Source organism: Acinetobacter sp. NIPH 1852 (assembly GCF_022549455.1).
GTDB lineage: Bacteria > Pseudomonadota > Gammaproteobacteria > Pseudomonadales > Moraxellaceae > Acinetobacter.
The window spans coordinates 83305-97993 of the sequence record NZ_JAKZGG010000004.1; the positions used below are offsets into that span (position 1 = coordinate 83305).

Annotated in this window: 12 protein-coding genes; 7 read left to right on the top strand and 5 right to left on the bottom strand. The window is 41.7% G+C overall.

Annotated features, from left to right (window positions below):
- Positions 1–2 precede the first annotated feature (2 nt).
- A complete protein-coding gene (locus MMO38_RS04800; RefSeq protein WP_241322758.1) occupies positions 3–1214 on the bottom strand; it encodes a hypothetical protein in 1212 nt (403 codons plus the stop codon).
- A gap of 243 nt (positions 1215–1457) precedes the next feature.
- Here MMO38_RS04800 and MMO38_RS04805 point away from each other — a divergent pair, with 243 nt between their 5' ends.
- From MMO38_RS04805 to MMO38_RS04825, 5 genes are all read left to right on the top strand, one after another.
- Positions 1458–2159 (top strand): VIT family protein, encoded by a 702-nt coding sequence (locus MMO38_RS04805; protein ID WP_241322759.1) that lies wholly within the window; start codon positions 1458–1460, stop codon positions 2157–2159.
- A gap of 176 nt (positions 2160–2335) precedes the next feature.
- A complete protein-coding gene (locus MMO38_RS04810) occupies positions 2336–2782 on the top strand; it encodes a DUF2946 family protein (protein ID WP_241322760.1) in 447 nt (148 codons plus the stop codon).
- Positions 2783–2935: 153 nt separating this feature from the next.
- Entirely contained in the window at positions 2936–4369 is a 1434-nt protein-coding gene (locus MMO38_RS04815) for a cytochrome ubiquinol oxidase subunit I (RefSeq protein WP_241322761.1), read from the top strand.
- A 1-nt stretch (position 4370) separates the two neighbouring features.
- Entirely contained in the window at positions 4371–5375 is a 1005-nt protein-coding gene (cydB, locus tag MMO38_RS04820; protein ID WP_241322762.1) for a cytochrome d ubiquinol oxidase subunit II, read from the top strand.
- A 270-nt stretch (positions 5376–5645) separates the two neighbouring features.
- Positions 5646–6689 carry a nitronate monooxygenase gene (locus tag MMO38_RS04825; protein ID WP_241322763.1) on the top strand — a complete coding sequence of 348 codons (1044 nt, stop codon included), beginning with the start codon at positions 5646–5648 and terminating at the stop codon, positions 6687–6689.
- A 49-nt stretch (positions 6690–6738) separates the two neighbouring features.
- Here the strand turns inward: MMO38_RS04825 and ppk1 are convergent, their stop codons facing one another.
- Together ppk1 and mtgA are read right to left on the bottom strand one after the other, a co-directional pair.
- Entirely contained in the window at positions 6739–8817 is a 2079-nt protein-coding gene (gene ppk1, locus MMO38_RS04830; protein ID WP_241322764.1) for a polyphosphate kinase 1, read from the bottom strand.
- Positions 8818–8929: 112 nt separating this feature from the next.
- Positions 8930–9604, bottom strand: a complete 675-nt coding sequence (gene mtgA, locus MMO38_RS04835) for a monofunctional biosynthetic peptidoglycan transglycosylase (RefSeq protein WP_005197859.1) — start codon at positions 9602–9604, stop codon at positions 8930–8932.
- Between the two features lie 363 nt (positions 9605–9967).
- Between mtgA and MMO38_RS04840 the strand changes: the two genes are divergently transcribed.
- Both MMO38_RS04840 and MMO38_RS04845 read left to right on the top strand, forming a co-directional pair.
- Entirely contained in the window at positions 9968–10768 is an 801-nt protein-coding gene (locus MMO38_RS04840) for a rhomboid family intramembrane serine protease (protein ID WP_005197861.1), read from the top strand.
- A gap of 126 nt (positions 10769–10894) precedes the next feature.
- Positions 10895–11320, top strand: coding sequence for a VOC family protein (locus MMO38_RS04845; RefSeq protein WP_241322765.1), 426 nt, complete (start codon positions 10895–10897; stop codon positions 11318–11320).
- A gap of 145 nt (positions 11321–11465) precedes the next feature.
- Here MMO38_RS04845 and MMO38_RS04850 read toward each other — a convergent pair whose 3' ends face one another.
- Positions 11466–13952 carry an FtsX-like permease family protein gene (locus MMO38_RS04850; RefSeq protein ID WP_241322766.1) on the bottom strand — a complete coding sequence of 829 codons (2487 nt, stop codon included), beginning with the start codon at positions 13950–13952 and terminating at the stop codon, positions 11466–11468.
- A complete protein-coding gene (locus tag MMO38_RS04855; protein WP_241322767.1) occupies positions 13949–14668 on the bottom strand; it encodes an ABC transporter ATP-binding protein in 720 nt (239 codons plus the stop codon). Before MMO38_RS04855 ends, MMO38_RS04850 begins: the two co-directional genes overlap by 4 nt.
- Positions 14669–14689: the final 21 nt, after the last annotated feature.

The following is a 14689-nucleotide window of genomic DNA, read 5'->3' on the forward strand; positions in this document are numbered from 1 at the left end:
GATTAAAAATCCTTATAAAATACAAGTTCGGTACGTGTGTTGTTATAGCGATCTTGACCATTGGCTAAAGCATCCTTGAGATAATGCCCATACAGCCGTTCTACTCGTAATTTTACTGGCACATAATTGAAAGGTTGCCAAGCCACTCCTGCACCATATTCAAATAAATTATTATAATTTTCACCCTTGGAGTCAGCTAATGCATGTAGTTTGGCATAAGCTTGTACTGTACCCGTGTCACCTCGGTAGACATTAAAGCCTGAGCGTAATCTTAAATCCGCAATCACGTTATAGTCTTCACGTGAATAACTCGCAACATTGCCATACAAATCAGTAAAATAATCACTCCAAATCGTGCGATTTTCTACACTTGGATTTGCATACCACTCCTGATAACCCGTTACACCACCAACCACACTTTCGCGAAACCTATCCCGATTGCGGTCAATCAAATCATAACTACCGCCAACTTCTAAATAAGCTCGAATCGGTAAAGATAACCACGGCTGGTAATTCGCCCCCACACCGACAGTCGCTGCATTTTCATCAATGATTTCTGGACGGACACCACCTTTAGATTTTGTGTCACGGTTAAGATTCACAAAACCATAGACTTGTGCACGACCATTATCCAAGTTGCGCCCATAGCGCATTTTTAGAGGAAAAATGAAGTCGTCATAGCGCGACTCATATGATGGTGCAAAATAAATATCTTTGAATACGGGTTTGACTGCCCCACCACTCAAATTTTGTACCGCTTGCTGTGCTTTAGTCGCGATATCGGCATCACTGGATGTGGTTAAACTTTTGAAAATTGACAACGCTTCTTTATTATTTTTTTGTTGATTGAGTAAATAAGCCTGTTGTAATTTGAGTTGGTCATCTTGCGGTGCAAGCTGTGATGCTTGACGTACACTTTGCAAAGCTTCATGTGGCTTATTCAAACGAATTTGTAAATAGGTCAGACTTTTCCACACTTTGATATCCTGTGGCGTCAGTTGTGCAAGCTCCAATAAGATTTTTTCTGCTTGTTCAGGCTGGCTTTGTTCAATTTTATAAAAACTGTCCCAACGGTCATAGATTGGATTGCCTGGCTTATAAGCAGCATCGCCCTCTTTGACAAAATCAGACTCGGCACTCATCACCTGCTGTATCGGGAATAAAAGACCCAACATAAACAAGGTATGACTCAGCTTATTTTTTGATTTTTTCATTGCAGATCTCAACTCAGAATACCGATATAAAATGTTAGGAAAGGTCAATTCAACTCAAGTTATAATGTTATGTTATTCACATATTATAACTAAATCATCGTTATCGAATGGTTAAAATAAGTTATTTTATAAGCAAGTTAAGTTGATGAATCATTGATAAAAATCAATATCTATAACTCAAAAATGGGCTGATGCTCTGTTTTTTTGTATTCAAAATTAAATGAAACCTAAATAGAGAACATTATGACTTTTTCACACCATGCTGAACCTCATGTGATACAACGTTCTGGCTGGCTTCGTGCGGCAGTACTTGGTGCAAATGATGGGATTATTTCTGTCACCAGTTTAGTCATGGGCATGGCTGCCAGTGGCGCGCACGCTCAGACGCTCTTAGTTACATGTATCGCTGGACTGATTGCGGGCGCAACCTCAATGGCGGCTGGTGAATATGTGTCAGTAAAATCTCAAGAAGACATTGAAAAAGCGGATTTAAAATTTGAAGCAAAGGAATTAAAAAAGAATCCTCAAGCCGAATTGAATGAGTTAACACAAATATATATATCGCGAGGATTAGAACCTGAACTGGCGCACCAAGTCGCAACACAACTGACTGCACATGATGCCTTAGGTGCACATGCCAGAGATGAAATCGGCATCCATGAAAATACCGCAGCCAATCCGATTCAAGCTGCACTCTCATCTGCTGTGGCTTTTTCTTGCGGTGCCGCCCTTCCAATGTTCGCCATTTTACTCAGTGCCGAAGCTTATATTTCGCAGACGGTGATGCTCACGGGGATTTTATCTCTCGCGTTATTGGGTGCAATGTCAGGATACATTGCCAACACCTCTATGCTAAAAAGCAGCTTACGCATTACGCTGTGGGGCATTCTCGCCATGTTATTTTCTAGCTGGGTCGGTTCACTATTCAACGTTCAAGCACTTTAGAGATGCTTGCTTTTCCAAAATTCGAGTTGGTGTATAACAATTAATTTACGGCGGAATAAAGCTTTTTCTATCGTTTGGTAGTATGATCAGAGATTACTGAATGATCTATAATTAGTGTGAACATTCCACTAAATTCGATCCTCGCAGTTCAGAACTGACCAATGTAGAGAAGTGTTTTGATACATCGACTTGGGATATTGTTTGCATTTGCAACAATTGCACTACAGATTGCTGTTTTTCTACAGCCACTATTGCCAGAGAAATATCAAATTTCTCCTGCATGTGAGACTGTGTTGCATTTGTCATCCCAATTTAGACCTCAGCAAGATCTGCATGCACATCACTCACATGCTGAACATCATCATAGTATTGCCTCAGATCAGGTCGTTTCAAATTCAACCAATCATGGACATCAACATGATTTCAATCATCAATGTCCATTTTGTTTTTTCTACGGACAATTGGTTGTTCCTCCAACATTAGGTATTCAAGAAGTCTTGGTTCGCTTACAGGTGCGTTATTTGCACCTACAACAAGTGTTCATCAGCTTCTTCTTTTCTTTACAACGCCTATTTCTTATTCCCCAAGGCCGTGCCCCACCGCTTGCTTTTTCAGCTATTTAGTTTGTCAAAAATTACTTATTGAGAAAGTGAGTTATATATGCTTTATCGAGTTTCTTTTGCTGCCATGCAGCAAGAGCCAGCGATATACATCGCTAAAAAAATACAGTGTTTAGATGATATTCAACAGACTCCCTCTGTACTGGAGAATTCGCTATGGACTTAGGTTTAACTGCATTAGAACTGGCACGTATCCAGTTCGCTTTTACTGTTTCCTTTCATATTATTTTTCCTGCCACGTCGATTGGGCTGGCTTGTTTCCTGGCGGTTTTAGAATGGAAATGGCTAAAAAGCCACGATCCGATTTACAAAGATTTATATAAGTACTGGCTTAAAATCTTCGCCGTCACTTTTGGTATGGGCGTGGTTTCAGGTGTGGTGATGAGCTATCAGTTCGGCACCAACTGGAGTGAGTTCTCCCGTATTTCAGGAAGTATCACAGGGCCATTACTGACCTATGAAGTGCTTTCGGCTTTTTTCCTCGAAGCAGGATTCCTCGGCATCATGTTATTTGGCTGGGGACGAGTCAGTGAAAAAGCGCATTTCTTTGCGACGCTGATGGTAGCCATCGGTACATGTATCTCAATGTTCTGGATATTATCCTCCAATAGCTGGATGCAAACACCGCAAGGCTTTGCGATTGAAAATGGCATCATCGTTCCTACAGATTGGTTCGCGATTGTCTTTAATCCATCATTCCCATACCGTTTTGCACACATGGCAGTGGCTGCATTTCTTGTTTCTGCCTTGGTTGTGGCTGCTACGGCTGCTTGGCACTTACTTCGTGGTCGCCGTGATGCATTGGTCAAAAAATCATTTTCAATGGCAATGTGGATGATCTTATTTGCTGCACCAGCACAAGTGGTGATTGGTGATCATCACGGTTTAAATACTTTAAAATATCAACCGGCAAAACTCGCTGCGATGGAAGGACATTGGGAAACCAATGTCAATGAACCTATGCCACTTTACCTTTTTGGTATCCCTGATATGCAAGCAGAGACCACCAAATATGCGGTGGGTATCCCCTATTTGGGTAGCTTGATTCTCACACATAGTCTCGATGGTGAAGTCAAAGGTTTAAAAGAGTTTGCACCTGAAGATCGACCAAACTCAACCTTGGTGTTTTGGAGTTTCCGTATCATGGTGGGCCTCGGCACACTGATGGTTTTATTGGCGATTGTCGGGTTAATTCTACGCAGAAAAGATCAGATTTATGAAAAGAAATGGTTTCATAAATTCGCTCTGATCATGGGACCAACAGGCTACATCGCTTTATTGGCAGGCTGGTTTACCACTGAATTGGGGCGTCAACCTTGGGTGGTTTATGGTGTTTTACGGACTAAAGATGCTTTATCCAGTGTTTCTGCCGAACAAGTTGGACTCACGCTGATTATCTTTGTGGTGGTCTATACCATCGTCTTTGGTACAGGTATTTACTACATCCTCAAACTGATACACAAAGGTCCTCAGTTTATCGATACACCAATACCAGAGACTGGAGGCGTTGGACATTTTAAAACCCCAATGCGTCCTTTAAGTGCTGTTGATGACAGTCTTGAAAACAAAGATCAAGGCAAAGGAGAATAACATGCTGGATATTTCTCTCATTTGGGCAATGATTATTGCCTTTGGTGTATTGATCTATGTGGTGCTCGATGGTTTTGATCTCGGTATCGGCATTTTGTTCCCTTTTATAAAAGGAAAACAAGAACGAGATGTAATGATGAATACCGTTGCGCCTGTTTGGGATGGCAATGAAACATGGATGGTATTAGGCGGTGCTGGATTGTTCGCAGCGTTTCCAATCGTGTACGCCACAGTTTTATCCGCACTGTATATGCCTATTACCTTAATGGTGATTGCCTTGATCTTTCGCGGCGTTGCATTTGAATTCCGTTTTAAAGCCAATCGTTCCAAAGCACTTTGGGACATGGCATTTATATGGGGTTCAACACTGGCGAGCTTCTTACAAGGCGTGATTTTAGGTGCCTACATTCAGGGCTTAAAAACAGAGAACGGCATATACGTCGGTGGCGGTTTGGATTGGCTGACTCCTTTTGCACTGTTTACTGGTTTCGGTGTGGTCGTGATGTATGCAGCTTTAGGTTGTGGCTGGCTCATCCTGAAAACAGATCAGGAATTGCAAAACAAAATGTACAACCTGATGCCAAAACTGATCTTCACCCTATTGGCTATTTTCGTTGCCGTCAGCTTGTACACGCCTTATAGTCAGCCAGCAATCGCTGAAAAATGGTTTGCTTTACCGCAACTACTATATTTTAGCCCTGTGCCAATTTTAGTGATCGCATTTACATTTTTAACATGGCGTGCCTGTGTAAAACGAAGTGAATACAAACCTTTTGTTTATACCCTCATGCTGATGTTTCTTGCGTATTCAGGCTTTGTCATCAGTCTTTGGCCCTACATCATCCCGCCGTCGGTCACGATATGGGAAGCTGCTGCGCCAAGAAATAGTCAGCTATTTTCCTTAGTTGGTGCAGGTATTATGATTCCAATCATCTTGGTCTACACCTTTTGGGGTTACTGGATTTTTAGAGACAAAGTTCGTATTGGTGACGACGGCTATCATTGAGGTGAAGTCAAATGAAAAAATCACAAATCAAATGGTTCATTGGCTTGTGGCTGGTTGGCTTTTTAGGGTTAGCGATCATCGCTGGACTCTTTAAAGGCTTATTGATGCTTGCTTACCAATAATCTCTTTTCTGGGTGTTTGACCGATCATTGGTCAAACACCTGCGTACTTCTCCAATAAGCTTTCTATTCTTTAACTAAATAACCATTATTATTTGCTATTTTTTTAAATTCTAAGCTATGTTGAGTACAAAGAAATGAGGTACATGACATGTCAGTTTTAGAATTATTAGAAATAAAACATCCTATTTTTCTTGCACCTATGGCGGGTGTTTCCACACCAACACTCGCGGCAGAAGTTTCAAATCAAGGCGCTTTCGGCGCTCTAGGTCTTGGCGCGAATACACCTGAATCAGCCAAAGCGCAAATTTTAAAAACACAAGAACAGACGGATCGCCCGTTTCAAGTCAACTTTTTTTGCCATCAGCCAGAAGCACTCGATGCTGAGATCGCCAAGCAATGGATTGAATATTTACAACCTGAATTTGCTAAATTTGATGCTGTTGCACCAACACAGTTGAAGTGCATCTATCCGAGTTTTTTAGAAAATGATGATTTCCTCAATGTCGTTTTAGAAACCAAACCCAAAGCCGTCAGTTTTCATTTCGGAATTCCTCATCCGCATCAAATTCAAGCACTCAAACAGGCTGGAATTATCACTATGGTTTCAGCAACCAACCTGATTGAAGCACAACAAATTGAGGCTGCTGGCATTGATATTATTATTGCACAGGGTATCGAAGCAGGTGGGCATCGTGGTATTTTCAATCAAGATGTTGATGCCGCAATCAAAACCAGTGATCTTGTTCAACTGCTCACCCAACATTGTACTTGCCCTGTGATCGCAGCAGGTGGCATCATGAATGGTGATCACGCAAAAACCATGTTTAAACTGGGTGCGGCGGCTGTACAATTAGGAACAGCCTTTGTGCAATGTAAAAGTTCCAGTGCCAACGCCGCTTATCGCAAAGCCTTATTTAGTCAAAAAATCACCCAAATCAGTGCCAGTTTATCGGGACGTCCCGCTCGCGGTTTACTCGGAACATGGCATACCCAAATTGATAGCCCGCATCGTCCCACTGTACCAGCATATCCATATAGCTATGATTTAGCCAAACAACTGATGGGGATCGCAAATCAACACGATGATTTTAGCTATGGTGCATTTTGGGCAGGAAGTAATGTGGCTCAAATTCGGGAGTTAGAAGCCGCCGATTTAGTCAATCAACTGATCGTAGAAATCACAACGCGATAAAAATAATCATAAAAAAATCGACCTATACAGGTCGATTTTTTATTGCTGTCTACTTAAACAGTTCTAATAACGTTCTTTGCGCGTTATAAGGCGCTTCGCCCTCTGCTGGAGTCGCACGTTGCCACGTCCCATCTGCTTGCAATAACCACGCTTGTTGATTGTCTTTGAGATAGTTCAATAAGCCTTGCTGATAAATCCGTTTTTTCAAAGCAGGTTCCTCTATTGGGAAACAAGCTTCTACACGATTAAATAAGTTACGATCCATCCAGTCGGCACTCGAACAATAAATACGTGGATTACCATTATTGCTAAAATAATAGACACGGGTATGTTCCAAAAAGCGTCCTACAATCGAGCGCACACGAATATTTTCAGATAGATTTGGCAAACCTGGACGCAAACAGCAAATCGAACGGATAAGTAAATCAATTTGTACGCCAGCCTGCGAGGCTTCATACAATTTATTAATGAGATGAACTTCAGTTAAGGCATTCACTTTAATAATAATTTGTGCAGGTTTACCCGCTTTCACATTGGCAATTTCATCATCGATGAAGTTAATCAAATGTGCATGTAAGGTAAATGGCGCGTGCAATAACTTTTTCAGTTTTGCCATCTTGCCCATACCGGTCAACTCTTGGAACACGCGATGTACATCTTCACAGAGTTCTTTATCGGTGGTCATGAGCCCATAATCGGTATAAATTCGAGCATTACCTGCATGGTAATTACCTGTGCCCAAATGCACATAACGAACCAATTTATTATTTTCTCGGCGTACCACCAAGATCATCTTGGCATGGGTTTTATAACCCACGATACCATAGACCACCACTGCGCCCGCTTCTTGCAACACATTGGCAACTTCGATATTGGATTCTTCATCAAAGCGCGCACGTAATTCAATAACCGCAGTCACTTCTTTGCCATTACGTGCAGCTTCTGCAAGCACCTGTACAATTTCCGAGTCTGCGCCACTGCGATACAAGGTTTGCTTAATCGCTAACACCTGTGGATCACGAGCCGCTTCACGTAATAATTGAATCACAGGCGCAAAAGACTCAAACGGATGATGTAATAAAATCTCTTGTTTTTGCATCGCCGCAAAGATGCTTTCTGACTTCTTAAATACTCTTGGCAAAACTGGCGTATGCGAGTCATAGCGCAAATGCGGACGTTTAAAGTTTGACAATAAACGCGCCAAATTGACTGGGCCATCAACTTTATATAGTTGCTCTTCTCCCAACTCAAACTCAGCCAACAAATAGTCATAGATATGCTTTGGACAATTCTGCGTAACTTCCAAACGTACCGCACGTCCAAAGCGACGCGAACTCAACTCACCTTTCAATGCTTTGGCCAAATCTTCCACATCTTCGTTCAACGCCAAGTCAGCGTTTCGTGTGACTCGAAATTGATAACATCCTGTTGCTGTCATGCCAGGGAACAAGTCGGATACATGCTCATGGATAATCGCAGAAAGCATCACATGATGTTCTTTCCCGTCGGTGAGTTCATCAGGTAAACGTACGACACGCGGTAAAGAGCGCGGTGCTGGAACAACAGCCAAATCAATTTGACGACCAAAGGCATCTTTACCTTCTAATGTCACCACAAAGTTGAGACTTTTGTTCACCAACCGTGGAAATGGATGTGCTGGATCAAGACTAATCGGTGTTAAAACAGGTGCAACTTGTTCTTGGAAATATTTTTTAATCCAAGCAGATTGTGCAGGTGTTAATTCCCCACGACGTAAGAAGCAAATATCTTCTTCACGTAACTTCGGTAAAATTTCTTCATTGAGAATACGATATTGATGTTCAATCGCAGCATGTGCCGTGATGGAGATTTGCTCCATTACTTGCTTTGGTGTTAGACCATCGGGCGTACGACTTTCATTGCCCAAGGTCAGTTGTTCCATCACGCCTGCTACACGAATTTCAAAGAACTCATCCAGATTACGTGAAAAAATGAGTAGGAAATTCATCCGTTCCAACAATGGATGAAGTGGATCAACGGCCTGTTCAAGCACACGTAAATGGAAATCAAGAATGGAGAGTTCTCGATTAATATAACGATCGTTGTAACTATATTCTATTGGCGCTGTTGTCGTCACTGCAGTATTCATACCGAACCTTGTGCATTATCATTCATCAAGTGATAATTTAAGTATGCTGCAAAAATATGTCAATTTGGTAAAAAAGCCCAAAAATATTGAGCTTTTTCGCATTTAGATAAATTTACTGCGGCTTTTGTGTGCCGTTCATATATTTCAAAATCACACGTTTACGATATTGCAGCTTTCGATCATTGCGATTGTCTTGGTAATACTTGGGATTGGGTAATAACGCAGCAAGAAAAGCCGCTTGTTCACGCGTTAAGTTTTTTGAACTTTTACCATAATAATATTGAGCTGCGGCTTCTACGCCATAAATGTTCTGCCCGAATTCAACCGAGTTCATATACACTTCTAAAATGCGACGTTTGGACCACATCCGCTCCATCATCCATGTCGCGACGGCTTCTTGTCCCTTACGAATAAATGAGCGTTGGTTATACAAAAATAAGTTTTTGGCCAATTGCTGTGAGATGGTCGAACCACCAGCCACCACCTCACCCTTTTTATTATTTCGTTCCAAGGCATGTTGAATACCCGCCCAGTCGAACCCATGATGATGAATAAATTTGGCATCTTCCCCAGCCAAAACAGCATGTTTGAAGTTATCGCTTATCTGATCATAATCGCGCCAATCGTGCTGAATCGGTTTCATATCAGACCAATAGTCTAACCGCATGAACATGGTTGTATTTACAGGTTGGGTTCGCCACCATACCAAACTGCTAAAAATCCAAAGCTGAATGAGCAAAATCACGCCGACGATCAGCATCACAACACGGGCTAAAAAGGCTTTCATTAAAGTGCATTACTCCTTCTGCATCAGTCTGCGTAATGTCAACAGACCTATAGGGTCTATTGATATTTCATCCATGTCTTGCGTTATTGGTTAAAACCACACAAACAAGGCGGGAAACGTAGGCAATGGCGATCCCCTTGTCAAGTTTCATAACAAAGTTTGGGGCAGTTTTAGCCATAACCCTTCGGGACTGGAATATTTTTTTCCGGTACTTTGTTATGCCTTACTCATTTAGAATACCTAAATTTCGTAAGTCATGCCTCGTATCGTCTAAAAAATATTCTCAGTCGCAAGCATCTGTGAAATGTCAACAGCCCCTATATCATGCTAAGCTATTTTTTATTTCAATGACTCGCCAAGCATATGACTGAAACAACTCCACCACAAATCAATCAAAAATTACAGATGCAAACATGGTGGTTTACAGCGTTATTGATCGCCGTCAATGTCGGATTATTTAGTTGGCAAATTCTCACTGGTGTGAATATTACCGATCCTTCACCGGTTGATGCAATTGCTTGGGGTGCAGATTTCACACCTCTGACGTTCTTGGGTCAGCCCGAACGACTACTCAGCAGCATGTTTTTTCATTTTGGTATGATCCATTTGATGCTGAATATGTGGGCATTATACATTTTTGGTAGTATTGCCGAACAACTGTTTGGTCGGACTTATTATATTGCTCTGTATTTTCTAGCAGGGTTAATGGGCAGTGTGCTTTCCAGCTATCTGAGTATTTTAGATGCATACCAATTATTACAACACTTTGATGTAAAACTATTACCGAAAATCAGTGCAGGCGCTTCGGGCGCAGTCATGGGCTTAGGTGCTGCACTGACGGTTATCTCGCTATTTCCAACTTTGCCACGACAACGGTTTTTGTTAGATAAAAAATCCTTACTCTTGATTATGGGTATCAACCTTGTATTTGGTTTTACTGTTTCAGGCATCAATAATGCTGCACACATTGGCGGCATGATCATGGGTGCATTGCTCGCGGGCGCTTGGTATTTTAGCCAAAAAACGGTGAAAACCAATTTTATCCAAATCGCAGCCATCATCATTGCAACGTTATTACTCGCGGGATTCTATTTTTACTGTACTCAATTAAGCACTGAACTTCATCCATTGTGGTATGAGATTTTGATGCAAAACAAACTGTAAACGCGCTACGCTCATCACATCGAGCTGTCACATTATAATATGTCAGCAACATTTGACTGACGGCCCATGACGAAGAATGTACTTACATCGGATAAGTACATCTATCAAATCAAAAGGGAGACAGATATGAGACCTCACATTTCCATTTTAACGCTTGGCGTGACTAACCTAGAACAATCTCTTATTTTTTACCGTGATGGGCTTGGACTTCAGACTGAAGGTATTGTTGGCCTAGAGTTTGAACATGGTGCTGTTGCATTCTTTGATCTTCAAAATGGGCTTAAGCTTGCAATCTTTGCTCAAGATGATCTTGCTATGGATGCTGGGTTAACAAAACACCCGATTAGTTCAACTGCCATGTCAATTGGACATAATGTCACTGATAAAAATGAAGTGGATGAGCTGATGCAAACTGCAAAAAAAGCAGGCGCTACCATCGTCAAAGAAGCCCAACATACTTTTTATGGGGGGTATGCTGGATACTTTCTCGATCCCAATGGGCATCTTTGGGAAATTGTTTGGAACCCGCATATAATGCCGCCAACCGACTAGTTCTGCCCCCTAATCTCTTTTTTTAATTTCTATTAGATTAAAATTACAGACTCTATCTAAAAGACTATACATTTACTCATCATTTTTTGACGCAGGATTTAGCTCTGAAATAGCATGAGTTCCTGCGTCAAAATTAGTCCACTTTCTACGACTGATTCATTTCCCTCAAGCTCTGCAATGGTGGAATATCACATAAATAGCTGAGACGATAACGACCAATCAAAGTACAAATCAACATCATCGTTAACGGTAAAATCAACCAGATTTCAGGATGCCATTGCACTGCCATTTGCATCTTGTGACTGGCAATCGCACTAATCACCTCAGCAAACAGACATGCGACGATCCCTGCCAATAACCCAATAAAACCGATTTCCATACTCAGCATCCGTTTTAATTTATTTTTGGCGATACCAAAAGAACGCAATAAAGCCACTTCTTTACGGCGCTCATCCATCAACACATTCAAACATGCGATCAGTACCAAGATGCCTGATAACCCCACCAGCATCGCCAGTACAGTCACGATCTGAACCAGCACGTTCATTAAACGTTTTACCTCATCCAGAATCCGCCCGACATCAATAAATACCGTATTGGAAAATTGTTGAATCAGTTGCACCATTTTTGCTTGATCTGCGGGTGGCACATAAAAGCTTCCCAAGTAACTGCCTGCATTTTCATCCATCGTTTCAGGAGAAAAAATAAAGAAGAAATTTGGACTAAAACTTTCCCATTCGACTGTGCGCAAGTTAATCACCGTCGCTTGTAAAGTTCCCTCTGGCAGACTAAAACTGAGTTGATCACCGATATGAATATCAAGCTCATTGGCTAACTTTTCTTCTACCGAAACTTGAGCAACTTGGCTAAATTCTGTCGCCCCTTTTGTAATGACATTGTCAGTCGGAAAATCTACTGATTGAGTCAAATTAAGTTCACGGCGTAAAGAGTTATTTTGCTGAATCAATTCAGGTGCAAATGCTTCACCATTCTTCGCAATCAAGCGACCTCGAATATTCGGATAGAGCGGCGTTGATTGCCACTGATTTTGTTCCAGTTGTTGCTTGAGCTCTGGCATATCAAAAGGAGGCAACCCATAGACAAACTGGTTAGGTGTTCCCTCTGGTAGCTGTTGCTGCCAACGTTCGAGTAAATCAGTTCGCAAAACACTCAGTACCGTAATCAAACTCAAACCTAAAGCCAAAGCCGTAATCTGTAATGCCGTTTGATGGGGAATGCGGACATAAGCTGATAATGGGTGTTTCAGTTGTTTAATCGCTTTTAGTAACAGCCAAATCACGGCATAGAGCACAGCACAAAGGGCTAAAATCGCGCTTAACACTAACAAACTTAACTGAATGTTATCACTCAATACCAAACTAAAAATCACCAGACTAGCAACCCCAACAGCAAACATCGCAATATGAGATTTTCGCGAGCGCACTTGTTGGCGTATGACTCGAATGGGTGGTGTATTTAGTAACTCCCAAATACTCGGCAAGATAAAACCAATCAAAACCATCACACTAGTAAAAATCGCAATCGGCAATGCCATGAGTAAATCACTCATTGCAAAGCTCAGTTGTAGCTGAGGAATCAACTGCAACATCAATTGCAATAACCCATAGCCCAAAGCGATGCCCATCAAGCTTCCAATCACAATTGACAAAAGACTGACAATGCCAAGCAGTACCAAATAGGCTGCTAAGATTTGCCATTTGCTTGCGCCCAAACAACGCATCAAGGCGATATGATCTTGGTTTTGTTGTACATAACGTTGACTGGTCAAAGCAATTGCAATACCACAAAGTAGAATCGTCAATAAATTGGCGAGCTGTAGAAAAGTATCTAGATTTTCAATCGGTTTCATTAGCCGAGTATTGGATTGACTGGCATCTCGTAGTTTTAATGTTGTTTGTTCGGTATTTTCAATCTGCTGATCAACTGCCTGATCTAAAGGCTGCTCATGACCAGTGTCTTGTTTAAATATCTGCTGAAAGGCATTCACTTGTTCAGGCAAACCTGCCATTAACAACCGATATTCAATACGGCTGCCAATTTGAACGGCATTGGTTTTTGCAATATCTGCACGATGAATAATCACCGTGGGCGAAAAACCTGAAAAACCAAGTTCTTGATTTGAATCATGCTCAATCACGCCTGTAACCGTAAATTCACCATCCGCAATGGCAACCTGATCACCTAGCTTGGCATGCAATAAATCCATTGCTCTTGGACTTAACCAGACTTGTCCGGGCTGAATAGATTTGGCCTGAGGTGAGATCTCTAGTTTCCCACGCAAGGGGAAACCCTCATCCACGGCTTTGACATTGACCATCACAAACTGATCTTGGGTATGCGCCATTGATCCAAATATGGTCACAAAGGCCTGTTGCAAATTCAGTTGTTCCGCATGTTGCAGCCAGTTAGATTGAATCGGCTCCTGATCTGACAGGACTAGATCTGCACCGAGCATTTCCGCTGCTTGCAAGGTCACGGCATTTTGGACTTGAGTATTGCTAAATTTTAAAGCAGTGGTTGCGCTAATCGCGAGGGAGAGCGCAATAATCAACAAATACAATCCACCTGTACGAAAACTTTGTAGCAGTAAGGGTTTTACAATCGAATTCATACCCTTTCCTCGGCGCTCTCATCTTCAGCTTTGATGATTTCTTGAATTTGACCATCCACAAGCCTGACATGACGTTGACATAATGCAGCTAAATTTTGGTCATGCGTCACCAGCACTAAAGTCGTGCCTAGCTCTTTATTTAAATCAAATAAAAGTTGCTCAATCTCTTCTGCCGTTTGTCCATCCAAATTTCCTGTCGGTTCATCTGCGAAAATAATTTTAGGTTCGGCAATCAATGCACGGGCAATCGCCACGCGTTGTTGTTCACCACCAGACAAAACTTTGGGCGTTTGTTGTGCTTGACGAATCAAGCCCACACGCTCTAACCAAGCCAATGCTTTTTGTTCCGCATGTTTGAAATTAAAATCAGGTTGTAAACGCAATGGCAACATGACATTTTCTAAAGCACTGAGCTGAGGTAGAAGCTGAAAAGACTGAAAAACAAAACCAATATTTTCTAATCGAACCTGCGCACGTTGCTCTTCAGTTAAAGCATGTACCGCTTGTTCACAGACCCACAACTCTCCCAAACTTGGTCGATCCAAAGTGGCTAAAATCCCCAAAAGCGTTGATTTTCCTGAACCTGACCGACCTGTAATCGCAATTTGCTCTCCCTGATAAATATCTAAATCAATCTCTTTTAAAATGGTTAGAGTTTGCTGATTGATTTGAATATTTTGTGTAACTTTTCGGGCAGAAATAATCGGTTGTGGCATGATGTTAGGTATCCTGTAGAA

What these genes read in the sequence shown, in the direction of transcription:
- MMO38_RS04800 (WP_241322758.1), bottom strand. Translation starts at nt 1,214, where the DNA reads ATGAAAAAATCAAAAAATAAGCTGAGTCATACCTTGTTTATGTTGGGT.
- MMO38_RS04805 (WP_241322759.1), top strand. Translation starts at nt 1,458, where the DNA reads ATGACTTTTTCACACCATGCTGAACCTCATGTGATACAACGTTCTGGC.
- MMO38_RS04815 (WP_241322761.1), top strand. Translation starts at nt 2,936, where the DNA reads ATGGACTTAGGTTTAACTGCATTAGAACTGGCACGTATCCAGTTCGCT.
- cydB (WP_241322762.1), top strand. Translation starts at nt 4,371, where the DNA reads ATGCTGGATATTTCTCTCATTTGGGCAATGATTATTGCCTTTGGTGTA.
- MMO38_RS04825 (WP_241322763.1), top strand. Translation starts at nt 5,646, where the DNA reads ATGTCAGTTTTAGAATTATTAGAAATAAAACATCCTATTTTTCTTGCA.
- ppk1 (WP_241322764.1), bottom strand. Translation starts at nt 8,817, where the DNA reads ATGAATACTGCAGTGACGACAACAGCGCCAATAGAATATAGTTACAAC.
- mtgA (WP_005197859.1), bottom strand. Translation starts at nt 9,604, where the DNA reads ATGAAAGCCTTTTTAGCCCGTGTTGTGATGCTGATCGTCGGCGTGATT.
- MMO38_RS04840 (WP_005197861.1), top strand. Translation starts at nt 9,968, where the DNA reads ATGACTGAAACAACTCCACCACAAATCAATCAAAAATTACAGATGCAA.
- MMO38_RS04845 (WP_241322765.1), top strand. Translation starts at nt 10,895, where the DNA reads ATGAGACCTCACATTTCCATTTTAACGCTTGGCGTGACTAACCTAGAA.
- MMO38_RS04850 (WP_241322766.1), bottom strand. Translation starts at nt 13,952, where the DNA reads ATGAATTCGATTGTAAAACCCTTACTGCTACAAAGTTTTCGTACAGGT.
- MMO38_RS04855 (WP_241322767.1), bottom strand. Translation starts at nt 14,668, where the DNA reads ATGCCACAACCGATTATTTCTGCCCGAAAAGTTACACAAAATATTCAA.